The organism is Massilia sp. FBCC-B171, assembly GCF_059134155.1.
This window is the reverse complement of record NZ_CP101443.1, coordinates 35,438-58,386: the sequence shown is the minus strand read 5'-3', so window position 1 is coordinate 58,386 and position 22,949 is coordinate 35,438. Positions and strand designations below refer to the sequence as shown.

Annotated in this window: 22 protein-coding genes; 11 read left to right on the top strand and 11 right to left on the bottom strand. The window is 63.1% G+C overall.

Annotated features, from left to right (window positions below; all coding sequences use genetic code 11):
- Positions 1-28: 28 nt before the first annotated feature.
- A complete protein-coding gene (locus NMB41_RS00330; RefSeq protein ID WP_494380513.1) occupies positions 29-1,906 on the bottom strand; it encodes a potassium transporter Kup in 1,878 nt (625 codons plus the stop codon).
- 165 nt (positions 1,907-2,071) lie between these two features.
- Here NMB41_RS00330 and rarD point away from each other — a divergent pair, with 165 nt between their 5' ends.
- From rarD to NMB41_RS00310, 4 genes are all read left to right on the top strand, one after another.
- Entirely contained in the window at positions 2,072-2,962 is an 891-nt protein-coding gene (gene rarD / locus NMB41_RS00325; RefSeq protein ID WP_494380512.1) for an EamA family transporter RarD, read from the top strand.
- Between the two features lie 65 nt (positions 2,963-3,027).
- On the top strand, positions 3,028-4,695 hold the full coding sequence (ettA, locus tag NMB41_RS00320; RefSeq protein ID WP_494380511.1) for an energy-dependent translational throttle protein EttA: 1,668 nt from the start codon (positions 3,028-3,030) through the stop codon (positions 4,693-4,695).
- A gap of 205 nt (positions 4,696-4,900) precedes the next feature.
- The gene (locus tag NMB41_RS00315; RefSeq protein ID WP_494380510.1) at positions 4,901-5,443 is read left to right on the top strand and encodes an REP-associated tyrosine transposase; all 543 of its coding nucleotides are present in this window, start codon (positions 4,901-4,903) and stop codon (positions 5,441-5,443) included.
- A 188-nt stretch (positions 5,444-5,631) separates the two neighbouring features.
- Positions 5,632-7,005 (top strand): IS1182 family transposase, encoded by a 1,374-nt coding sequence (locus tag NMB41_RS00310; RefSeq protein WP_494379184.1) that lies wholly within the window; start codon positions 5,632-5,634, stop codon positions 7,003-7,005.
- Between the two features lie 130 nt (positions 7,006-7,135).
- Here NMB41_RS00310 and NMB41_RS00305 read toward each other — a convergent pair whose 3' ends face one another.
- The 10 genes from NMB41_RS00305 to NMB41_RS00260 form a co-directional block, all read right to left on the bottom strand.
- The gene (locus NMB41_RS00305; RefSeq protein WP_494380509.1) at positions 7,136-7,714 is read right to left on the bottom strand and encodes a porin family protein; all 579 of its coding nucleotides are present in this window, start codon (positions 7,712-7,714) and stop codon (positions 7,136-7,138) included.
- A 181-nt stretch (positions 7,715-7,895) separates the two neighbouring features.
- On the bottom strand, positions 7,896-8,492 hold the full coding sequence (locus NMB41_RS00300; RefSeq protein ID WP_494382907.1) for an alpha-ketoglutarate-dependent dioxygenase AlkB family protein: 597 nt from the start codon (positions 8,490-8,492) through the stop codon (positions 7,896-7,898).
- Between the two features lie 131 nt (positions 8,493-8,623).
- Positions 8,624-8,986 carry a hypothetical protein gene (locus tag NMB41_RS00295; RefSeq protein WP_494380508.1) on the bottom strand — a complete coding sequence of 121 codons (363 nt, stop codon included), beginning with the start codon at positions 8,984-8,986 and terminating at the stop codon, positions 8,624-8,626.
- Positions 8,987-9,110: 124 nt separating this feature from the next.
- On the bottom strand, positions 9,111-9,488 hold the full coding sequence (locus NMB41_RS00290) for an MAPEG family protein (RefSeq protein WP_494380507.1): 378 nt from the start codon (positions 9,486-9,488) through the stop codon (positions 9,111-9,113).
- 29 nt (positions 9,489-9,517) lie between these two features.
- A complete protein-coding gene (locus NMB41_RS00285) occupies positions 9,518-10,351 on the bottom strand; it encodes a Rossmann-like and DUF2520 domain-containing protein (protein WP_494380506.1) in 834 nt (277 codons plus the stop codon).
- Positions 10,351-10,929 carry a DUF924 family protein gene (locus NMB41_RS00280; RefSeq protein ID WP_494380505.1) on the bottom strand — a complete coding sequence of 193 codons (579 nt, stop codon included), beginning with the start codon at positions 10,927-10,929 and terminating at the stop codon, positions 10,351-10,353. Before NMB41_RS00280 ends, NMB41_RS00285 begins: the two co-directional genes overlap by 1 nt.
- 29 nt (positions 10,930-10,958) lie before the next feature.
- Positions 10,959-11,702, bottom strand: coding sequence for an MgtC/SapB family protein (locus NMB41_RS00275; protein ID WP_494380504.1), 744 nt, complete (start codon positions 11,700-11,702; stop codon positions 10,959-10,961).
- 43 nt (positions 11,703-11,745) lie between these two features.
- Positions 11,746-12,006, bottom strand: coding sequence for a hypothetical protein (locus tag NMB41_RS00270; protein ID WP_494380503.1), 261 nt, complete (start codon positions 12,004-12,006; stop codon positions 11,746-11,748).
- Between the two features lies 1 nt (position 12,007).
- Positions 12,008-13,825 carry an aminopeptidase P family protein gene (locus NMB41_RS00265; RefSeq protein WP_494380502.1) on the bottom strand — a complete coding sequence of 606 codons (1,818 nt, stop codon included), beginning with the start codon at positions 13,823-13,825 and terminating at the stop codon, positions 12,008-12,010.
- A gap of 55 nt (positions 13,826-13,880) precedes the next feature.
- Positions 13,881-14,567, bottom strand: coding sequence for a Crp/Fnr family transcriptional regulator (locus NMB41_RS00260; RefSeq protein ID WP_494380501.1), 687 nt, complete (start codon positions 14,565-14,567; stop codon positions 13,881-13,883).
- Positions 14,568-14,707: 140 nt separating this feature from the next.
- On the opposite strand from NMB41_RS00260, the gene NMB41_RS00255 reads away from it, so the two are divergent.
- Genes NMB41_RS00255 through NMB41_RS00225 form a run of 7 tightly spaced genes read left to right on the top strand, consistent with a single transcriptional unit; the run spans position 14,708 to position 22,944 of the window.
- Positions 14,708-16,663: an AMP-dependent synthetase/ligase gene (locus tag NMB41_RS00255; protein ID WP_494380500.1), complete on the top strand. Its 1,956-nt coding sequence runs from the start codon at positions 14,708-14,710 to the stop codon at positions 16,661-16,663.
- Positions 16,663-17,493, top strand: coding sequence for an ABC transporter ATP-binding protein (locus tag NMB41_RS00250; protein ID WP_494380499.1), 831 nt, complete (start codon positions 16,663-16,665; stop codon positions 17,491-17,493). The genes NMB41_RS00255 and NMB41_RS00250 overlap by 1 nt, the downstream gene beginning before the upstream one ends.
- Entirely contained in the window at positions 17,490-18,386 is an 897-nt protein-coding gene (locus NMB41_RS00245; protein WP_494380498.1) for a branched-chain amino acid ABC transporter permease, read from the top strand. The genes NMB41_RS00250 and NMB41_RS00245 overlap by 4 nt, the downstream gene beginning before the upstream one ends.
- A gap of 3 nt (positions 18,387-18,389) precedes the next feature.
- Positions 18,390-19,448: a branched-chain amino acid ABC transporter permease gene (locus tag NMB41_RS00240; protein WP_494380497.1), complete on the top strand. Its 1,059-nt coding sequence runs from the start codon at positions 18,390-18,392 to the stop codon at positions 19,446-19,448.
- A 42-nt stretch (positions 19,449-19,490) separates the two neighbouring features.
- On the top strand, positions 19,491-20,792 hold the full coding sequence (locus NMB41_RS00235) for an ABC transporter substrate-binding protein (protein WP_494380496.1): 1,302 nt from the start codon (positions 19,491-19,493) through the stop codon (positions 20,790-20,792).
- A 51-nt stretch (positions 20,793-20,843) separates the two neighbouring features.
- On the top strand, positions 20,844-21,662 hold the full coding sequence (locus tag NMB41_RS00230; RefSeq protein WP_494380495.1) for an ABC transporter ATP-binding protein: 819 nt from the start codon (positions 20,844-20,846) through the stop codon (positions 21,660-21,662).
- A 28-nt stretch (positions 21,663-21,690) separates the two neighbouring features.
- Complete coding sequence (locus tag NMB41_RS00225; RefSeq protein ID WP_494380494.1) at positions 21,691-22,944, top strand: phenylacetate--CoA ligase family protein; 1,254 nt, start codon at positions 21,691-21,693, stop codon at positions 22,942-22,944.
- The last annotated feature ends 5 nt before the right edge of the window (positions 22,945-22,949 follow it).

Here is a 22,949-nt window from a genome sequence, read left to right as displayed (position 1 = left end):
ACTGTCCGGTTTTTGTAGCTTAAATGTATTAGATTTCGACCTGGGTACCGAGCTCGATCACCCGATTGGTCGGAATTTGATAATAGTCCGCCGCACCGCGTGCATTGCGCGACATCGCCACATACAAATGCTCGCGCCAGGGCGCCATGCCGCCGCCAGGGGCCGAGATCACGGTCTGGCGCGCGATGAAGAACGAGGTTTCCATCATCTCGAAGGGCAAGCCCAGCGTGGCGCAGTGCTGCATCACGCCCGGGATGTCCGGTTCGTCCTTGAAGCCATACTGGATGTTCAACTGGAAGCAGTTGTGGCCGAGTTCCACCACCTGCACCTGCTCTGGCAGCGCGACCCAGGGTTCTTCCTTGATGCGCACGGTCAGGAACACGACGCGCTCATGCAGCACCTTGTTGTGGAGCAGGTTGTGCAGCAGGGCGTGCGGCACGCCATCGCTTTCGCCGCGCAGGAAAATCGCGGTGCCGGGCACGCGCGTGGGCGGGCCGACGAACAGCGACTGCAGGAAGGCGTCGAGCGGAATCGCATGCCGTTGCAGGTTCTCGAACACCAGTTCGCGGCCGCGCTTCCAGGTCAGCATGCCGGTCAGCAGCACCGTGCCGAGCAGCAGCGGGAACCAGCCGCCGTGGAACAGTTTCAGCGCCGTCGACGAGAACAGCATGATGTCGATCACGAGGAAGAAGCCGGTCGCGCCGAGGCACAGCACCAGCGGCAGCTTCCAGCGGTAGCGGGTGACGAAGAAGGTCAGGATGGTGGTGGCCATCATGGTCGCCGTCACGGCGATGCCATAGGCGCCAGCCAGTTCCTCGGACGATCCAAAGCCGATCACGGCGATCAGGACCACCACCAGCTGCAGCCAGTTCACGGCTGGAATATAGATCTGGCCGATCTGGCTTTCCGAGGTATGCAGGATGCGCATCCGCGGCAGCAAGCCCAGTGCGATGGCTTGCTTGGTCATCGAATAGGTGCCGGAAATGGTCGCCTGCGAGGCGATGACGGCGGCCATGGTCGACAGGATCACCAGCGGGATCACGCTCCAGCTGCCGAGCTGGTGGAAGAAGGGGTTGTCGATCGCGGTCGGGTCGGCGATCAGGAGGCCGCCCTGGCCCAGGTAGTTCAGGGTCAGCGCCGGGAAGGCGATCATGAACCAGGCCAGGCGGATTGGCTTGCGGCCGAAGTGGCCCATGTCGGCATATAAAGCTTCGGCGCCGGTCACGGCCAGCACCACGGCCCCTAAAGCGACAAAGGCGAGGAATTCGTTCTCCAGCATGAAGCGGAAGGCGTGCAGCGGATTCAGGGCGCCCAGGATCACGGGCGAGGCGATGATGTTGACGATGCCCATCGCGGCCAAGGCGATGAACCAGACCAGCATGACCGGCCCGAAGAAGCGCCCGATGCCGGCCGTGCCGTGGCGCTGCACGCTGTACAGGGCCACCAGCACGAAAATCGTGAGCGGCACCACGTAATGCGACATGCCGGGCGCCGCCACTTCCAGGCCCTCGATCGCGCCGAGCACGGAAATGGCCGGCGTGATGACGCTGTCGCCATAGAACATGGTGGCGCCCAGCACCCCGATCACGAGCAGCGGGAAATGCCATTTCGAGTGGCGGGTCACGGAATTCAGGGCCAGCGCCATCAGCGCCATGATGCCGCCTTCGCCGCGGTTGTCGGCGCGCAGGACCAGGGTCACGTATTTGAGCGAGACGATGATCGTCAGGCTCCAGAAAATCAGGGAAATGATGCCGAGGATATTCGGGGTGGTCAGCGCCAGGCCGTGTTCGGGATCGAAGATGGCGCGCAGGGTGTAGAGGGGGCTGGTACCGATATCGCCATAGACGATGCCGACCGCGGACAGGGTCAGCGCCGCGACGCTACTCTTATTGTTTTCAGACGTCAAAATTGCACCATTGTTTTGTTCTGGTGCGTCGCACCATAGGATATTGACAAGAGAATTGCAAGAACATTTCGTCAAGCATCATACACCTGCGCAAAATCGGGCAGCGCCAGCAGGGAACACCTGTATCGGGGATAATGTCATCCCTGCAATCTGTCCCCTTCCCTCATGCGTACCGGCATCCTTTCCGCTGGCCTGGCCTTCCTGTGCTGGGGCCTGTTCCCGCTGTATTTCCACGCCATCGGCGAGGTGCCGGCAATGCAGATCCTGGCCAACCGCATGCTGTGGTCGCTCGCCTTTCTGTTGATCGTGCTGGCCCTGCGCCGCCAGTGGACCTGGCTGAACCAGGTGCGCCAGCCGCGCATCTTCTGGAGTTTCGTCGCCTCGGCCATCCTGCTGGGCGCCAACTGGCTGCTGTATATCTGGGCCGTGAACAACGGCCATGTGATCGACGCCAGCCTGGGTTACTTCATTACGCCGCTGGTGAACATCATGTTCGGTTTTTTACTGTTAAAAGAGCGCCTGCGCCCCTTCCAGTGGGGCGTCATCGCCCTGGCGGCGCTGGGCGTGGCCTGGCTGACCTGGCAGTCGGGCAGCGTGCCCTGGATCGCCCTGTTCCTGGCCGCGACCTTCGGCGCCTACGGCTTGCTGCGCAAGACCGCCGCCCTCGGCGCGCTGGAGGGGCTGTCCTTCGAGACCATGGTACTGTTCCCGCTGGCGGGCGCCTACCTGGCCTGGCTGACCGTGCAGGGAGAGAACGTCTTCCTCACCACGCCGTCCGATGCGACGCGCTGGCTGCTGGTGGCTTCCGGCCCGATCACGGCGATTCCCCTGCTGCTGTTTGCCAGCGGCGCGCGCAAGATCCCCTTGTCGATTCTCGGCTTGCTGCAATACCTGGCGCCGACCATCCAGTTTTTACTGGGCGTCTGGCTGTTCAAGGAAGCGTTTACCAGCGACCGGCTTTTCGGCTTTGCCATGATCTGGACGGCGCTGGCCTTGTTTGCCGGCGAAGGCCTGCTGCGCCGCGGCCAGGCCCAGGCGGCACCGAAAGTTTCGTGATGGGGGTGCACCCGGGCGCGCTTCTATCGTATCCTTTGCACCTTGATTTTCTACAGAATTGAATAATGGCTAATTACGTTTACACCATGAACCGCGTGGGCAAAATCGTCCCGCCAAAACGGCAGATCTTGAAAGACATCTCGCTGTCCTTCTTCCCGGGTGCGAAGATCGGCGTGCTGGGCCTGAACGGCTCCGGCAAGTCGACCCTGCTGAAAATCATGGCAGGCATCGATACCGACATCCAGGGCGAAGCGCGTCCGATGCCGGGCCTGAACATCGGCTACCTGCCGCAGGAGCCGCAGCTCGATCCGGAAAAGACCGTGCGCCAGGAAGTCGAATCGGGCCTGGGCGAAGCGTTTGAAGCGCAAGCCAAGCTCGAAGCCGTGTACGCCGCGTATGCGGAAGAAGATGCCGACTTCGACGCCCTGGCCAAGGAGCAGGAACGCCTGGAGGCGATCATCTCCTCGTCGGACGGCGGCAACCTGAACCTGCAGCTGGAAATGGCCGCCGACGCGCTGCGCCTGCCGCCGTGGGACGCGAAAATTGCCGTGCTGTCGGGTGGCGAAAAGCGCCGCGTGGCGCTGTGCAAACTGCTGCTGAGTAAGCCCGACATGCTGCTGCTCGATGAGCCAACCAACCACCTCGACGCCGAATCGGTCGAGTGGCTCGAGCAATTCCTGCTGCGCTTCCCGGGCACCGTGGTCGGCATTACCCACGACCGCTACTTCCTCGACAACGCCGCCGAATGGATCCTGGAACTGGACCGCGGTTCGGGCATCCCATGGAAGGGCAATTACTCGTCCTGGCTCGACCAGAAGCAGGCGCGCCTGCAACAGGAAGAGTCGACCGAATCGGCACGCCAGAAAGCGCTGAAGACCGAACTCGAATGGTCGCGCCAGAATCCGAAAGCCCGACAGGCCAAGTCGAAAGCGCGTCTTGCGCGCTTCAACGAACTGTCCGAATTCGAATACCAGAAACGCAACGAGACCCAGGAGATCTTTATTCCGGTCGCGGAACGCCTCGGTAACGAAGTCATCGAATTCAAGAACGTCTCGAAAGCCTTCGGCGACCGCCTGCTGCTCGACAACGTATCGTTTACGGTGCCGCCCGGTGCGATCGTGGGCATTATCGGCCCGAACGGCGCCGGTAAATCGACGCTGTTCAAGATGATCTCGGGTAAAGAGCAGCCGGACAGCGGCGAAGTCGCGATCGGCAAGACGGCGCGCATTTCCCTGGTCGACCAGCACCGCGACGACCTGGCCAACAACAAGAGCGTTTTCGAAGACGTCACCGGCGGCGCCGACATGCTCAGCGTCGGCCGTTTCGAAATGCCCTCGCGCGCCTACCTGGGCCGCTTCAATTTCAAAGGTTCGGACCAGCAGAAGATCGTCGGCAACCTGTCAGGTGGCGAACGCGGCCGCCTGCACCTGGCGAAAACCCTGCTGCAAGGCGGCAACGTCCTGCTGCTCGATGAACCGTCGAACGACCTGGACGTGGAAACCCTGCGCGCGCTGGAAGACGCCTTGCTGGAATTTGCCGGCAGCGTGATGGTCATCTCCCACGATCGCTGGTTCCTGGACCGGATCGCGACCCACATCCTGGCCTTCGAAGGCAATTCGCAAGTCACCTTCTTCGACGGTAACTACCAGGAATACGAAGCGGACAAGAAGAAGCGCCTGGGTGAAGAAGGCGCCAAGCCGAAGCGGATTCGCTACAAGCCACTGACGACCTGAGGCTCAGGTAATCAGTGACTACGCGCTGCGACGCGCGACATGCCCGGTGTGAACCGGGCATTTTTTTGTCCGAAATTTACACGCGGTAACGGAACGCGGCAGTGCGCGACAGTGTGTAGAATCGATCGCCGATGAGGCACCAAGTTCCCGCCTCCCATTTGCGCCAATCGACATGGCGACCACCATCGATCGGCACACTTTGCCCATGACTGACTACCGCGATAACCGGGTTCCGGGTGGAACCTTTTTCTTCACGGTGCGCCTGCTGGACCGCGGCAGCTCCCTGTTGACGGAACATATCTCCGCGTTTGGCGATGCCATCCGCCAGGCACGCGTCCGTAAACCCTTCCATGTCGACGGCTGGGTAGTGCTGCCCGACCATGCCCACGCGATGTGGACCCTGCCGCCGGGCGACCACGATTGTTCCAGCCGCTGGCGCGCCGTCAAAATCGCGTTTTCCAAGGCCTTGCGCAAGTCGCTGGGCGCGGCCAGCGACGACGGCGCGATCTGGGCCCGCCAATATCGGGAATTCCGGGTGGCCGATGATGCCGAATATGCCTCGCTGATCGACTACATGCACACCAATCCGGTGCGCCATGGCCTGTGCGCGAGCGCCCATGACTGGCCGTGGTCGTCGGTGCACCGGTTTATTTCGGCGGGCCTGGCGCCGCAGCTGGAGACGGCCCCCGTGCTGCCGCCCTGGGCGATGCGACGCGGTGGTTCACTCGGTGCGGCGCCCGCCCTGTAAATCGGGTTGCGCGTTTTTCGCCTTGCCAAATAGAAAAAGGGCCCGCACAGGCTGTGTAAATAGTCTGCGTCGAAGGTAAACCAACAAAGCCTCCCGAGGTCAAACTCGGGAGGCTTTGTTCATTCCGGGGGGGGCAGATGGCACATCGAAGAGGTGAAAGCAGGACACAGGCGGCGTTGTTCCCCGTCATGCTCGACGATCTGGTAGGGCCCGATGCGCTGGTACGGGTTATCGACGCCTGGATCGGGCGCCTGAATCTGACGGCGCTGGGCTTTTCGAAGACCCAGGCACAGCGCATGGGCCGTCCACCCTATGATCCGGCTGATCTGCTCAAGCTGTACGTATGCGGTTACCTCAATGGTGTGCGCTCGTCCCGTGCTCTGGAACGAGAGTGCCATCGCAACGTCGAAGTGATGTGGCTTCTTGGCCGACTGGCCCCGGATCACAAGACTATCGCAGAATTCCGGCGCGAGAACAGTGCCGGCCTGGTCGCCGTGTCGGCCTCTTTCGTCCAGTTCGCACGCCAGGCACGACTCATCGAGGGAGAGTTGGTTGCGATCGATGGCAGCAAGATTCGTGCAGTAGCATCGAAGAAAGCCCTGGCCCGCAAGGTCGATTTGCAACGCACGCAGCAGGCCATTGCCGAGGAGATCGCCGGCTACCTGTCGCGGCTGGACAATACAGACCAGGACGAGATCGGTGAGACAACGGACCGCAAGGCTGTGCAGGCTGCCTTGACGCGACTGCAGCAGCGACAAACGGAAATCCACGGCGAGATCGACCGGATGGACGGCAGCGAGTCGACGCTGTCGGTGCAGGGTGAGCCGCAGGCACGGGCCATGAAATCGTTGCACGGGGCTCCCGGCTACAACCTTCAAACGGCGGTTGACGCCCACAGCCATCTGATCGTGCATCACGAAGTGTGCAACGACACATCCGACATCAAGCAACTCGCTCCGATGGCGCAGGCAACAACACAGGTGCTGGACGCTGTTCCCGCAGTGGTGGCCGATGCCGGCTACGCTAACGCAGACCACTTGCAATTGCTGGACCAGGCTGGCCAAAAGGCATTCGTCGCTACGCTCGAGAGCGGCAATCCCCGGGGCAAAGGACAATACTACCGCCTCGAGACCTTCAGTTACGACCGCGAGCGCGACTGCTATGTATGCCCAGCCAACGAACTCTTGCAGCGCAGACAGGTCTTGCGCAAGGAGAAAACCGTGGTGTACGCAGCCCCGGCCGAACGCTGCAGGGTCTGTATCCTCAAGCCGCAGTGCACTGGCGCCAAGCAGCGCTTTGTATCGCGGTTACTCAATGCTGATGCCGTCGAGGCCAATGCACGCCGTGTCGCACAGCAACCGGAAATGATGAAGCTGCGCCGCCGAACCGTCGAACACCCATTTGGCACCATCAAACACGAAATCCTGCGCAACGCGCGCCTGTTGATGCGAGGTCTGAGCGGCGCTAAAGGCGAACTGAGCCTGGCGGTGCTTGCATATAACCTGAAACGCGTGACCAACTGGAAGGGCGCTGGTTGGACCCTGGCTGCCATCAGGGCCTGAGGGCTTTTACGTCTCCCCAAAAAAACAATGCCCCGCAAGATGCGGGGCATTGTTTTTCACTGCTTGCACTCTGCAGACTATCTACACAGCCTGCGCAGGCCCTTTTTTATTACGTCACGAACGCTTTAACTTAAAACGCGTATTTCGCGCCGATGGTCACGACGTCCGGCTGCGCGCCGAAGTCCTTCTTCTTGCCATAGCGCTCGTATTCAGCGATGACCGACACGCGTTCACTGACGGCGTGCTGCACACCGATGCCGGCATATACGCCGTTATCGCTGATCTTGCGCGAGAGGCCCGGGGTATTGGCAGTCATTTCGTTATTCGTGTGGGCCACGCCCAGCTTGCCGTAGACGCCAGTCTTCTCGTTGATTGGCATGGTGGCCTTGCCGGCGAGGTAAGCGCCGTAGCCATCGGTTTCAGCCTGGCCGTTGATGCCGTTCTGCGTGTAGTTGGTACGCAGGGTGCGGAAATCGGTATAGCCGGCTTCGACACCGAAGGTCTGGTTCAGCTCGACGCCACCGAAGACTTTGCCGGAGGTTTTATAGGCATGGTCGTCGCCGGAAACCGTAGCACCCGGAACGCGGTGTTCGTTATCCATCGTGGCCAGGCCGGCGCCGACATAGCCACGTGGCGTGATGGTGGATTGGGCTTGGGCGGCGGACATGACGGCGGACCCTGCGATCAGTGCAAAAATGAGCTTTTTCATACGTAAATCCTTTTCACGTTTTAGTCTGGCTCGCCATTCATCATTGAATCGCGATGTGTCCAAGATAGCATCATGAAAAGCGCACACACAGGCGAATTCGGTAAGAACTGTAATCAAATGTAACATAACTGACTTATAGTTCAGTTATTTTGACGTCAATAGACTGCGCGAAGATGTCAAATTAACCGATGTACCTGAAGGTTAAGTTAATCCGTTCTCCGAGGGGAAGTGCCGACTTGTTGATGCCGTGCAGCCAGTTTCTCTGCAAGGAGCCGCTCATCAACAGCAGGCTGCCGTCGCCCAGCGGCAGGCGCAGCGTCGTTTTGTTGCGTTTATGACGCAGTATAAAGTTGCGGGTTGCGCCATAACTGAGCGAAGCGATGGCCGGTTCCGGACCCAGTTCCGGCTCGTCGTCGCTGTGCATGCCCATGCTGTCGCGCCCGTTGCGGTAGCGATTCAGCAGGACGCTGTTGAATCGCTGCCCGCAGGCCGCTTCCACCGCCGCACGCAGTTCCAGCAGCAGCGCCGTCCAGGGCAAGGGTTCGAGGCGCAGGCCGGAATAGGTATAGCTGGCATCGCCATACCAGGCGGTCAGGCGCGGCTGCAGGTGGCGCTTGCCATACACCACCACGCTCTCTTCGCGCCACGGAGTCTCTGCCAGCAAGCGTGCAAAGACCTCGGCGTTCGATACCGGTAGCGGAAGTTGGGCCAGCAGGGAAAGGGCGCCATCGTCGATGGGAAGCGGCGTCAAGCGGTCGTGCGTGTCGAACATGTCCATGCGCAGGATTGTCGCATGAAGCAATGCAGCTTCCTCGGCACTGGGATGACGCAAACGACACGACGCCGGCAGGCGGCGTCGTTGTCATTCGGAGCAGAACCCGGGCTAATGCCGGGCCGTGTCAATAAAACTCAGGCGTAGGCTTCCGCCATGCTCATCACACGCTTGGTGACGGCGATGCCGAGCTTGTCGAACAGGCTGTCGATCGCGGCCAGGTTGGCGCTGCATTCCTCGGCCTTCCAGCCCTTGAACAGGTCGGTGCCGTCCTTTTCGAAATGCAGGTCGAGCACGCGGCCGCCGTCGCGGTGGGTGTAGTTCTTCTGGTAGGTGCCTTTGAAACCGAGGGCGGCCAGTTCAGCCAGCAGGGCTTGCGGCGGATTGTCGGGGTCGGTCGCCAGGTAGACACCGTAGGTCTTGCCGGGCGGCTTGGCAGCGACATCGACTTCATAAATGCCCGGCGCCTTCATGGCCGCGGTAGTTTTCAAAAACAGCATGTTGCCTCCTACGCATCGAACCGGCCCGGGCGCGACGCGCACCAGTCACCGGCATGACGGATTCAACGGCCAAGCTTATTGCCGTTTGGGAACTTTGTCGATTCTTTGATGAAGATATTTTGCTCTAGTGCATCAATAAACCAACGACTGTGCCCCCGATCAGTAAAGCACTTGCCACCATGCCAAGTACAAAACCGATTTCGCGGTGCGCCGGATCGCGGTAATAGCCGAGCGCATAGGCGATCCGGGCGGCACACCAGAGCAAGCCACCGGCGGCGGCCCAGATATCTCCCAGGTAAGTGGCGCATAGCCAGAGCGGCACGATCACGATCGGCAACTGCTCCAGCGTATTGACCTGCACCCGCTGCGCGCTCTGGAAGGCGGGCGGTCCCTCCATCGAGGGCGCCGGCACCTTGTATTTGACGCGCGCATAGCCGGCCATCACGCCGGTCCAGAAATAGACGCCGAGAACGGCCAGCATGGCCCAGGCGGTGAACACCATCGAAACTCCTCAGTAAATGGAATGGGTAATTACGCTTCGCCGGCGCGCTTGCGCGCAGCGAGCGCGCCGGTCGCCGTGGCCAGGGCCTCGTACAGGTTGGCGGTCGGCGCATCCCAAGCGTGCAGCGCGGCATGCTGGCGCGCGACGGTCGCCATGTCGCCGCGCGCAATCGGCCCGCTGAGGGCGGCCGGTGCGCCGAGCCGGAATACATTGGCCAGGGTTTCGCTCGCCAGCGGCTGCGCCAGCTCGCGCGCCACCTCCGGCGGCACGCCGGCCGCGGCATACGCGCGCAAGGCCGCGTCGAGCACCGTCACCAGGTAGTTCGCGGCGAACACCGAGGCGGCGTGGTACACCGTCTTGGCGGCGGCGTCGATCGTCACCAGGCGCGCACCGATCGCCTCGAAGGCCGCCGTCAGCTGCGCCAGCGCAGCCGGGTCGCCTTCGACGCCGCACCAGGTGCCGTCGAAGGCCGCGGCGACCGCCGCCGGATCGGCGAAGCTGCGCACCGGGTGCACGCTGGCCACCCTGGCCCCGGCATGGCTTGCCGCCTGCAGTTCGCTGGACGCTTTGGCGCCGCTGCAATGGAATACGGTGGCGCCAGCGAGCAGTCCGCTGCCCGCCAGCGCCGCGCAGGCAGGGGCGATCTGGTCGTCGCCGACGGCCAGCATCCAGACCTGGGCCGGGCGCAGTTCACTCGCCTGCGCCAGCGCTTGCCCGGCGCCGATGAAGGCGACGGAATCCTGTGCGCTGGCCTGCGAGCGCGTCAGCACGTCCTGAATCGTCAACACGCCGTGTGTGTGGAACAGGCGTCCCAGCGTGCGCCCGACGTGGCCGGCGCCGACGATGTTCAGCAGTGGCGCCATCAGAACCCGGCGCCGGGCTGGCCCAGGTAGTGCAGTTCGTCGGCGGTGGAGGCGCGGCCGAGGATTGGGTTACGGTGCGGGAAGCGGCCGAAGCGCGCGATCACGCCGCGGTGGCGGTGCGCGTAGTCGAGCATCTCGGTGAACCCCTCGTTTTCCGCCGCCAGGCGCGCGAACAGGTCGACCGCGCACTGCTGCATGCGCGCGTCTTCCGCGTGCTCATAGGGCATGTAGACAAAGGCGCGCTGGAAGGGCGGCAGTGCGCGGTCGGCGCCGCTGTCGACCAGGGCCTGGGCGGCGGCCAGCGCCAGCAGGTCGCCGGCAAACGACTCGGGAGCCTCGCGCCAGGCATTGCGCGTGAACTGGTCGAGCACGAGGATGCGCGCGAGCGCGCCCGCGGGCCCTTCCATGTCCCATTCGCGCAGGCCGCCGGCGATGGCCTGGGCGATCAGGCTGCCGAAGCGTTCGCGGATTTCGGCATCGAAGGCCGGGTCCTTGCGGAACCATTCCAAGCGCGCCTTGCCGTAGCCGGGGTCGGCGGGCGGCAGGAACCAGAAATCGAGTACGTCTTGCGCTGTCATCAGTGTTATACCAGTCTTGTCTTGTTGTTTTAGTTACGGGCGTGCGAGAGTTGAAAACCTTCGACCCCTTCGGACGCCGCCAGTTCGGCGGCCAGTTCGGTGAGCGTGGCGCGGTTGTGGCGCGAGACCGCAATGGCGACGAAGCGCCACTCCTGGCGCCCGTTGCTGCTGGCAATCGTCAGCGAGCTGCTGGCGATATGGTAGCCGCGTTCCATCGCCGCCGCGCGCAGTTCGTCTTCGCGCGGCAGGTAGGCTTCGCGAAAACGCAGGGTCACGGCCACCGCGCGGCGCGAGGGCAGGAAATTTTCCACCTTGTTCAGGTAGATCATGATCATGGCCGAGAAGAAGGCCAGTCCCATCGCCGCCAGATAAAAGCCGACACCGACCAGGATGCCGATCACCGACGAGCTCCAGATCGAGGCCGCCGTCGTGAGGCCGCTGATATTGAAACCGTCGCGCATGATGACGCCGGCGCCGAGGAAGCCGATGCCGGTCACCACGCCCTGCATCACCCGGGTCGGGTCGACCATGCCGATGGCGCCGGTCTGGCCGCCGAACCACATCTCCGGGTAGCCGCTGACGATGGTCAGTGCGCACGAAGCCATGCACACCAGGCCATAGGTGCGCATGCCGGCCGCGCGCCCGTGGTAGGAGCGCTCGTAGCCGACCAAGAGGCCCAGGAACAGCGAGCCGGCCAGGTGCAGCAGGATCACCGCATTGGTCGCGATCTCGGTCGGCGACCAGTAGGGCGCCAGGTAATCGATGTTCGTCATGCGCTCTTTCCAGGTCCTGCCTCGGGTGCTGCTGCGGTCCGCTTTACGGCTTTTTCCTGACCAGCTGCTTCTCGAACGCGATGTCGCTCTTGGTCATGCGCCGCACTTCCTGCGGCCCGAGGCCGTTCACGAAAGCGACGAATGCATCCAGTTCGAGCGGCTCGCACAGCGGCGGCGAGCCCGGCATCTCGGAGAGATAAAAGCCGCCGCTGGCGGTGCGTGCCATCGAATAGCCGGTGTGGCCCGTGCGGCGTTTTAGACGCTCGACAGCGGAACTGGCGCGGGTGGAACGGGAAGACGCCATGTCAGATCGCCTTCGTCCGCAGTTCCAGCCATGCGCGCGCGTCGCCCGCCACATGCGGCAGCAGGCGTTCGCGCACCTGCGCATGGTAGCCGTTGAGCCACTGCACTTCATGCGGGTGCAGCAGGGACAAGTCGAGGCAGCGCGTGTCGATCGGGCACAGGGTCAGGGTTTCGAAACGCAGGAACTCGCCGAACTCCCCTGCCCCCGCGGGCACGTTGAGCACCAGGTTCTCGATGCGGATGCCCCAGCGGCCCGGTTTATAGATGCCCGGCTCGATCGAGGTGATCATGCCCGGCTCCATGGCCGTGTGCGGATCCGGCGCCGCGGTCGGGGAAATGACCTGCGGGCCTTCGTGCACGTTCATGAAATAACCGACGCCATGGCCGGTGCCGTGGCCGTAGTCGACGCCGGCGGCCCAGATCGGGGCGCGTGCGATGGCGTCGAGCATGGGCGACTTGGTACCGCGCGGGAACTGGGCGTTTGAGAGCGCCATCATCCCCTTCAGCACCAGTGTGAAGTCACGCTTGTGCGCATCCGTGATCTGTCCGACCGGGACCACGCGCGTGATGTCGGTGGTGCCGCCCAGGTACTGGCCGCCCGAATCGATCAGGAGCAGGCCGTCGCCGTCGATCAGGGCATGCGACTGTTCCGAGGCGCGGTAGTGCATGATCGCGCCGTTGGCGTTGAAGCCGGCGATCGTATTGAAACTCGGGCTGACGAAATGCGGGCGGCGCGCGCGGGCGGCCGTAATTTGCTGGTCGATCGTCAGTTCGGTCAGGGCTGCGCGCTGCGGGTTGGCCAGTTCGGCCTCCAGCCAGGCGAAGAATTCGCACAGGGCGGCGCCATCCTGCTCCATCGTGGCGCGCACGTGGGCGGCTTCGCCTTCCGTCTTGCGCGACTTGGCAAAGGTGGTCGGATTGATCGCCTCGACGATGTTGACGCCATCGGCCACCGCCGAACGCATGCCGGCCGTGATGCGGCGCGGGTCGAGCAGCAGCGTGCTGCCGGCCGGCAGGGAGGCCAGGGCGTCGGCGGCGGCGGTGTACGGCGCCAGGCGCACATTGTCCTGCGCCAGGCGCGCCTGCAGCTCGTTCGACGCTTTATTCTCGGCGACGAAAAGGGTCGCGCTATCCGGTTCCAGCAGCGCGTGCGCCACGAACACCGGATTGAAACTGACGTCGGCGCCGCGCAGGTTGAACAGGTAGGCGATGTCGTCGAGCGTGGAAATGAAGTGGCGCTCGGCGCCGAGGGCCTTCATCGCGGCGCGGGTGGCGGCCAGCTTGTCGGCGCGCGACAGGGTCGCATGCGGCGCCGCGTGTTCGTACAGGGCCTCGACCGGCAGTCCCGGGCGGTCGCTCCAGATCTCGTCCAGCAGATCGATGTCGGTGCGCAGCAGGATGCCGCGCGCGGCCAGGGCGTCCTTCAGCAGGCGCGCCACGGCAAGCCCCAGCACCCGCGCGTCGACCGCCACCGTCTGGCCGGGCTGCATGTGCTGCGCGAGCCAGTCGATGTGCAGCAGGCTGGCACCCGACGGGATCTTCATCAAGGCGATCTCGCTGCCGGCCAGCTCCGTTTCGGCCTGCGTGAAGTAGCGGCCATCGGTCCAGACGCCGGCAAAGTCGGCGGTGGCGATGAAGGTGCCGACGGAGCCGGTAAAGCTTGAGATCCATTCGCGGCCCTGCCAGCGGCGCGGCAGGTATTCGGACAGGTGGGGGTCGCTCGACGGCACGATATAAGCGTCGATGCCATGGCCTTGCATGGCGGCGCGCAGCTGTTGCAGGCGCTCGGCGCGGGGAGAATTAGGTGTTGGATTAGCCATGCTTAATATCATACCCCCAACGATACCCAATCGCGTAGGGCCGGCACTGCCGTGTTCACGCCTGGTATTGGCGCAGGCCCTCGAGATCGAGCACCCTGATCCCGCCGTAATCGAGCCGCAGCAGCCCCGCCTTCTCGAGCAGCTGCAGCGCCTGGTTGGCGCGCTGGCGCGAGGCGCCCGACAGGTAGCCGATCTCTTCCTGCGAGAGCTGCACCAGTTTATCCAGCCCCGGATACAGGTGGGCGTTGAACATCGCGGCCAGGCAGCGCGCGACGCGGGTATCGACGTCGAGCATGCGGTCGGTTTCCACTTGCCCGATGAACTGGCCGAGGCGTTCGTTCAATTGCATGAGCAGGAAGCGGTTGAACGGCAGGCTACTCTCGAGCAGCCACTCGAAGGTGGCGCGCGGCATGCGGGCCACGCGGGTGTCGCGCAGCGCCATCACGTCGTACTTGCGGAACTCGTCTTTGAGCAGGGACCCTTCGCCGAACCAGCCGCCGGCGGTCACGCCCGTAAACGTCACGCTTTTCCCGGATGGGGAGAAATTGTTGATTTTTACGAGCCCATCGATGATGCCGACCCAGGTTTCCAGCGCTTCTCCCTTGCGGCAGACAAAACCGCCCTTCGGCACGAACTGTTCAAAGCAGACGGCCTCGACCCTCGCCATTTCGCTCGGGGTCAGCACACGCCCCCAGATGGTGGCGCGCAAGTGTTCCAGCAGGGTTGGGGTCGGTAGTTTCATTGTGCAACGCGTCATCGAAAGTCGGACCAATTGTCATCTGGATGACAACCTTGCGTACAAACGCAAAGTACTATCTTTACATAAAAAATTCGCCGGCCATCGATTTTGTGCCGAGTGGGTTCCACAGACAGGAGACAGCGATGGAAACATCGGAGCGCGAGTCATTGCAGACTTTTCCACGGCGCCTGCTCGCCCACGCACAGCAGCGCGGTGCGCGTCCGGCATTCCGGGAAAAATACCTGGGCATCTGGCAGACCTGGTCCTGGCTGCAGGTGAATGCCGAGGTGCGGCTTCTCGCCTGCGGGCTGGCCTCGCTTGGCTTCCAGCGCGGCATGAACCTGGCCATCATCGGCGACAACCGGCCGCGCCTGTACTGGGCGATGCTGGCCGCGCAATGCCTGGGCGGGGTGCCGGTGCCGCTCTACCAGGACGCTCCCAGCGCCGACATGGCCCACGTGCTGAACGACGCCGATATCGAATTCGCCGTGGTCGAGGACCAGGAACAAGTCGACAAGCTGCTCGAACTGCAAGTCCAGTGCCCGCGCGTGCGCCAGATCGTCTTCGAGGACGAGCGCGGCATGCGCCACTACCAGCACGCCGGCCTGCTCTCGTTTGCGGCCTTGCAGGAACTGGGACGCGCCTGGGATGCAGCCCATCCCGGCGCCTTCGACGCGGCGATTGAAGCCGGCCAGGGCAGCGACCCCGCCATCATCCTCTACACCTCGGGTACGACCGGCAAACCGAAGGGCGTGGTGCAGTCGCACGCGGCCCTGATCGCGGCCGGCAGCGGCGGCGTTTCGTTCGACAAGCTCACCGAGCGCGAAGACATCCTGTCCTATCTGCCGATGGCCTGGGTCGGCGACTGCCTGTTCTCGCTGGCGCAAGCCATGGTCGCCGGTTTTACGGTCAACTGCCCGGAGTCGAGCGACACCGTGCTGACCGACCTGCGCGAAATCGGCCCGACCTATTACTTTGCCCCGCCGCGCGTGTTCGAGAACATGCTCACCACCGTCATGATCCGGATGGAAGACGCGAGCCGGCCGAAACGGCGCATGTTCGAGTACTTCATGAACGTCGCGCGCCGCAGCGGCGCCGCGATCCTGGACGGCAAACCGGTCAGCGCCAGCGAGCGTTTCAAATACGCGCTGGGCAGGATTGCCGTCTACGAACCGCTGAAAAACGTGCTCGGCCTGTCGCGCGTGCGCGTGGCCTATACGGCGGGCGCCGCGATCGGCCCCGACCTGTTCCGCTTCTACCGCTCGATCGGCGTCAATCTAAAACAGCTGTACGGCTCCACCGAGACCTGCGCCTATGTCTGCCTGCAGCCGGACGGGAACATCAAGTTCGACAGCGTCGGCATTCCCGCGCCCGGGGTCGAAGTGAAACTGGCGGCGAACGGCGAAGTATTAGTGAAAGGCGTGTCGAACATGGACGGCTATTTCAAGCGCCCCGATGCGACGGCCGAGGTGATCGACGCTGACGGCTATTTTCATACGGGCGACGCCGGCATGTTCGACAGCGACGGTCATTTAAAGATCATCGACCGCGCGGCGGACGTCGGCACCATGAACAACGGCGCCATTTTCGCGCCCAACTACATCGAGAACAAACTCAAGTTCTTCCCGTTTATCAAAGAGGCGGTCGCCTTCGGGAATGGGCGCGACCAGGTCTGCGCTTTTTTGAACATCGACATGGAAGCGGTCGGCAACTGGGCCGAGCGGAGAAATCTGGCCTATTCCGGCTATACCGACCTGGCGGCGCATCCGCAGGTGCTGGAGCTGATGCGCGACTGCGTGCAGAAGGTGAACGCGGACCTGGCCGGCGAAGCGCTGATGGGCCACACGCAAATCCACCGTTTCCTCGTGCTGCACAAGGAGCTCGACCCGGACGACGACGAGCTGACCCGCACGCGTAAAGTCAGAAGGAAGTTCGTGGCCGAAAAATACGTGGTGCTGATCGACGCGCTGTATGCGGGCAAAGCCTCGCAGTTCATCAGCACGCAAGTGAAATTCGAGGATGGGCGCACCGGCAGCGTGAGCGCCGACCTGCGCATCGTCGACACGGCGACTTATCCCGTGATGGAGGAGGCAGCGTAATGGACATGACGCAAGCGCCAGCAGCGCCGGGCACCGGCCGCCGCATCGGCGAAGTGATTCTCGATCTAAAAAACATCTCGCTCGCCTTTGGCGGGGTAAAGGCGCTGACCGATATCTCGTTCGACGTGAAGCAGCACGAGATCCGCGCCATCATCGGGCCGAACGGCGCCGGTAAAAGCTCGATGCTCAACGTGATCAACGGCGTGTACCGCCCGCAGCACGGCGAAATCGTGCTGCGCGGCGCGCGGCGCACCAACATGGATTGCTACAGCGCGGCCAAAGCGGGCATCGCCCGCACTTTTCAAAATATCGCCTTGTTCAAGGGGATGACGGTCCTGGACAACATCATGACCGGCCGTAACCTCAAGATGAAAACGAATTTCCTGCAGCAGGCGTTTTACCTGGGCGCGGCGCGGCGTGAAGAAATCGCGCACCGCGAAAAGGCCGAAGCCATCATCGACTTCCTGGAAATCCAGGCGATCCGCAAGACGCCGGTCGGACGCCTGCCCTACGGCCTGCAAAAGCGGGTCGAACTGGGGAGAGCATTGGCGGCCGAACCGGAAATCCTGCTGCTGGACGAACCGATGGCCGGCATGAACGTCGAAGAGAAGCAGGACATGTGCCGCTTCATCCTGGATGTGAACGACCAGTTCGGCACGACCATCGTCCTGATCGAGCACGACATGGGCGTGGTGATGGACATCTCGGACCGGGTGGTCGTGCTCGACTACGGCAAGAAGATCGGCGACGGCACACCCGACGAGGTGCGCACCAATGAAAACGTCATCAAGGCCTATCTGGGCCAGGCGCACGAGGAGGTGCAGGCATGAGCTTTTTCATCGAAGTGCTGCTCGGCGGCTTGCTCTCCGGCGTGATGTACGCGCTGGTGGCGATCGGATTCGTGCTCATTTATAAGGCATCCGGCGTCTTCAATTTCGCGCAAGGGGCGATGGTGTTCTTCGCCGCGCTGACCTGCGTCGGCATCATCGACAAGTTCGGCGTCTCGCTCTGGGTCGCGATTCCGCTCACCATCCTCGTCATGATCGCGCTGGCGCTGGCCATCGAACGGGTGGTATTGCGCCCGCTGGTGAACCAGCCGGAAATCACGCTGTTCATGGCCACCATTGGCCTGGCCTTCTTCATCGAGGGCCTGGCCCAGCTGCTCTGGGGTTCGCAGGTGCGCAAGCTCGACCTGCCGATCGAAGACGTGCCGAACGAATACCTGATGGAGCATTTCAATATCCTCGTCTCGCAGTTCGACATGAGCGCGGCGATCGTCTGCGCGATCCTGGTCGTTGCGCTGGCGCTGCTGTTCTCGAAGACCAAGGTGGGCCGCGCGCTGCGCGCAGTGGCCGACGACCACCAGGCGGCGCTCGCCGTCGGCATTCCGCTGCAGCGCATCTGGGTCGTGGTCTGGTCGGTGGCCGGCCTGGTGGCGCTGGTGGCGGGTCTGCTGTGGGGCGCGAGGAATGGCGTGCAGTTCGCGCTGACCTTCATTGCGCTCAAAGCCTTGCCGGTGCTGATCCTGGGCGGCTTCACCTCGATCCCGGGCGCCATCGTCGGCGGCCTGATCATCGGCGCCAGCGAAAAGCTGGCCGAGGTCTACATCGGACCGATGGTCGGCGGCGGCATCGAAGGCTGGTTCCCGTACGTGCTGGCTTTACTGTTCCTGCTGGTGCGGCCCGAAGGGCTGTTCGGCGAAAAAATCATCCGGAGGATCTGACCCATGCTGTACCGTGAAGCCGGACAATTCAAGACCAGCTATGAATCCGATGGCCAGATCCTGCCGATCCGCCAGGACCGGGTCGGCTTGTTGACTCTTCTGCTCGTCGCGCTGGTCGTCGTGCCGCTGTTTGCCTCGCCCTACCTGCTTTCGGCGATCCTGATCCCGTTCTTGATCTTTGCGCTGGCGGCGCTGGGACTGAACATCCTGACCGGCTACGCCGGCCAGCTTTCGCTCGGCACGGCCGCCTTCATGGCCGTCGGCGCCTACGCGGCATTTAATTTTGTGGCGCGGATTCCCGGCATTCCGCTGCTGGTGGCGTTCGTGTTAGGTGGATTATGCGCGGCCATGGTCGGCATTGCGTTTGGTTTGCCCTCGCTGCGCATCCGCGGTTTTTATCTCGCCGCGGCCACGCTGGCCACCCAGTTCTTCGTGATCTGGTGCCTGACCAAGATCCCGTATCTGACCAATTACTCGTCTTCGGGCGTGGTCACGGTACAGACCATGCAAATGTTCGGCTACCAGTTCGTCACGCCGGTCTCGAAATACCTGCTGGTGCTCGGCATCGTGGCGACCATGGCGCTGCTGGCCAAGAACATGATCCGCTCGAACGTGGGGCGCTCGTGGATGGCGATTCGCGACATGGACATGGCGGCCGAAGTGATCGGTTTCCGGCCGCTGCGCACCAAGCTGCTGGCCTTTGCCGTCAGCTCGTTCTACTGCGGCGTGGCCGGCGCCCTGTACGCCTTTGCCTATCTCGGCACGGTGGAGCCGGAAGCCTACAGCCTGGACCTGTCCTTCCGCATCCTGTTCATGGTGATCATCGGCGGCGTCGGCTCGATCCTCGGTTCCTTCCTCGGCGCGGCTTTTATTGTGCTGCTGCCGATTTTCCTGAACATGCTGGCGCACGCGCTCGGCATCGCCACCAATTACGCCTCGAACCTGGAGCTGATGGTATTCGGCGGCTTGATCATCTTCTTCCTGATCGTGGAACCGCACGGGCTGGCGCGCCTGTGGCAGATCGGGAAAGAGAAGCTGCGCCTCTGGCCTTTCCCTCACTGACGTCCTGATCGCTATTCATCGTAGTTAAAAAAGGAGACACCAATGAAACTCATCAAAACGATCCTGCTCGGCGCCGCCATCTCGGGCGCCTGCGGGCAGGTACTGGCCGCCGACCAGTTCGTGGCCCTGCCGTCCTACCGCGTCGGTCCGTATGCGGCCGGTGGTTCCGGCATCTACGGCGGCATGATCGATTATTTTAATTTGGTTAACGCGAACGGCGGCATCAACGGCGTCAAGATGACCTGGGAAGAGTGCGAGACCGAATACAACGCTTCGCGCGGCGTCGAATGCTACGAGCGCCTGAAGACGAAGAATGGCGGCGCCACCCTGGTCGACCCGCTCTCGACCGGCATCGCCTACGGCATCGTCGACCGCGTCGCCGTCGACAAGATCCCGATGACCATGCTCGGCTACGGCCGCTCGGACGCCGCCAACGGTAAAGTTTTCCCCTACGTCTTTCCGCTGGTGACCAGCTACTGGAACCAGGCCGCGGCCATGATCAAATACCTGGCCGACAAGAACGGCGGCTACCCGAAACTGAAGGGTAAAAAGATCGTCTACCTGTACCACGACTCGGCCTTCGGCAAGGAAGCCATGCCGGTGCTGGACGCGCAGGCGAAACAGTACGGCTTCGAGCTGATCAAGATCGCGGTGGCGCCGCCGGGCAGCGAGCAGCAGTCGCAATGGCTGCAGATCCGCCAGGCCAAGCCTGACCACGTGATCCTGTGGGGCTGGGGAGTGATGAATTCGGTGGCGATCAAAACCGCGCAGCGCAACGGCTTCCCGCGCGAAAAAATCCTCGGCGTCTGGTGGGCCGGTTCGGAAGAAGACACGATCCCGTCGGGCGAAGCGGCCAAGGGCTATACCTCGATGACGTTTAACACTCCAGGAAACTACCCGCTGCTGGACGAGATCCGTAAAAAAGTTTACGCCGGCGGCAAGGGCAACCTGTCCGACCAGAGCCGTATCGGTTCGGTCTATCACATGCGCGGCGTGACGCTGGGCGTGCTGTGGACCGAGGCGATCCGCACCGCACAGGAGAAATTCGGCAAGGGTAAGACCATGACCGGCGAGCAGGTGCGCTGGGGCCTGGAAAACCTGAACGTCGATGCCGCACGCCAGAAGGCCATCGGCGCCTTCGGCATGTTCCCGACCATTAAAACGAGCTGCGACGACCACGAAGGTTCCGGTGCGGTGAAGGTCCAGCAATGGGACGGCAAGAAGTGGAATGCGATCACGCCGAACTGGGTGGTGGGCGACAAGGCCCTGACGCGCAAGCTGCTGGAAGAGTCGTCGCTGGCCTATGCCAAGGAAAAGAATATTACGCCGGCCTGCATGCAGTAATTGTTGACCCGTCCCCCGCCACCTGGCGGGGGATATTTTGGAACAGACACCATGACCAGCACCAGCGAACAAGCTTACCTGTCGGTGAATAACGTCGAAGTCATTTACGACCACGTGATCCTGGTCCTGAAAGGCGTCTCGCTGCAGGTCCCGAAGGGAAAGATCGTGGCCCTGCTGGGCGCGAACGGCGCCGGCAAGTCGACGACGTTAAAAACCATCTCGACCCTGCTGCGCGGCGAACGCGGCGACGTGACCAAGGGAGAGGTGCGCTTCCAGGGCGAGCGCATCGACCAGCTGACGCCGAACGAACTGGTGCGGCGCGGGCTGTCCCAGGTGATGGAAGGACGCCACTGCTTCGGCCACCTCACCATCGAAGAGAATTTATTAACGGGCGCGTATACCCGCAAGATCGGGCGCGGGGAACTGAAGACCGCACTCGAATCGGTGTACCACTATTTTCCGCGTTTGAAAGAACGGCGTTCCAGCCAGGCTGGCTACACCTCGGGCGGCGAGCAGCAGATGTGCGCAATCGGACGCGCCCTGATGGCCAATCCCTCGATGATCCTGCTCGATGAACCCTCGATGGGGATCGCGCCGCAGATCGTCGACGAGATCTTCGGCATCGTGAAAGACCTGAACCAGAAGGAAGGTGTGTCCTTCCTGCTGGCCGAGCAGAACACGAACGTCGCCCTGCGCTACGCCGATTTCGGCTACATCCTCGAGAACGGGCGCGTGGTAATGGATGGCGCGGCGCAGGACCTGGCCAACAACGAGGACGTCAAGGAGTTTTACCTGGGCGTCTCCAGCGCGGGCCGCAAGAGTTTTAGGGACATGAAATTTTATCGCCGGCGCAAGCGCTGGCTGGCCTGAGCACAGACGACCCCACCGGAGAAGCACCATGAACAGCATCACCCTCGATGCGCTGGAAACCCGCGCCCCGGAAGAACGCGAACGCGACCTGCTGGCGCGCCTGCCCGGCCTGGTCGCACGCGCGCAGCAGGCCCCGGGCTGGGCCCGGATCCTGGACGGGATCGACCCGGCCGCCATCACCACCCGCGCAGCACTGGCCCAACTGCCGGTGACGCGCAAGTCCGATTTAAAGGCGCTGCAGGAAGCGGCGCCGCCGTTTGGCGGCCTGGCCGCGACGGCAACGCGCGACATGGCGCACGTGTTCATGTCGCCCGGGCCGATTTTTGATCCGGAAGGGCGCGGCGCCGACTGGTGGCGCTTCGCGCGGCCGATGTTCGCCGCCGGCGTGCGCGCCGGCGGCCTGCTGCAGAACTGCTTCAGTTACCACTTCACGCCGGCCGCCTTCATGGTCGAAAGCGGGGCGGCCCGTATCGGCTGCAGCGTGATCCCGGCCGGCACCGGGCAGACCGAGATGCAGGTGCAGGCCATGGCCGCGCTGCGTCCGGATACCTATGTCGGCACGCCCTCTTTCCTGCGCATCATCATCGAAAAGGCGCGCGAGACAGGCGCCGACATCAGCAGCGTCCAGCACGCACTGGTGGGCGCCGAGGCGCTGCCGGAGTCGCTGCGCAGCTGGTTCGTTGAGAACGGCGTGCCGCAGGTGTTCCAGACCTATGCCTCGGCCGACATCGGCAGCATCGCCTACGAGACGGCGACCGACGGCGTGCTCGATCCGGGCATGCTGCTCGATGAAGAGGTGTTATTGGAGATCGTGCGGCCCGGCAGCGGCGAACCGGTGGCGCCCGGGGACATCGGCGAAGTGGTGGTCACGCTCTTCAATCCGGATTACCCGCTGATCCGGTTTGCCACCGGGGACCTGTCGGCGCTGCTGGTCGATGCTCTACCAGGCGTGCGGACCAATGCGCGCATCAAGGGCTGGATGGGCCGTGCCGACCAGACCACCAAGGTGCGCGCGATGTTCGTGCACGCCTCGCAGGTGCAGAACATCGTGCGCCGCCATCCGGAAGTGATCAAAGCGAGACTGGTAGTCTCGGGCCAGATGGCGAATGATTTAATGACGCTGCAGTGCGAACTGGCGGGCACGCCCGATCCCGCGCTCGAAGCGGCGATCGCGGCCTCGATCCGCGAGGTCACCAAACTGCGCGGCGAAGTGGCCTTTGTCGCCCCCGGCACGCTGCCGGACGACGGCAAGGTAATCGAAGACGCACGCGACTACAGCTGAGGAAA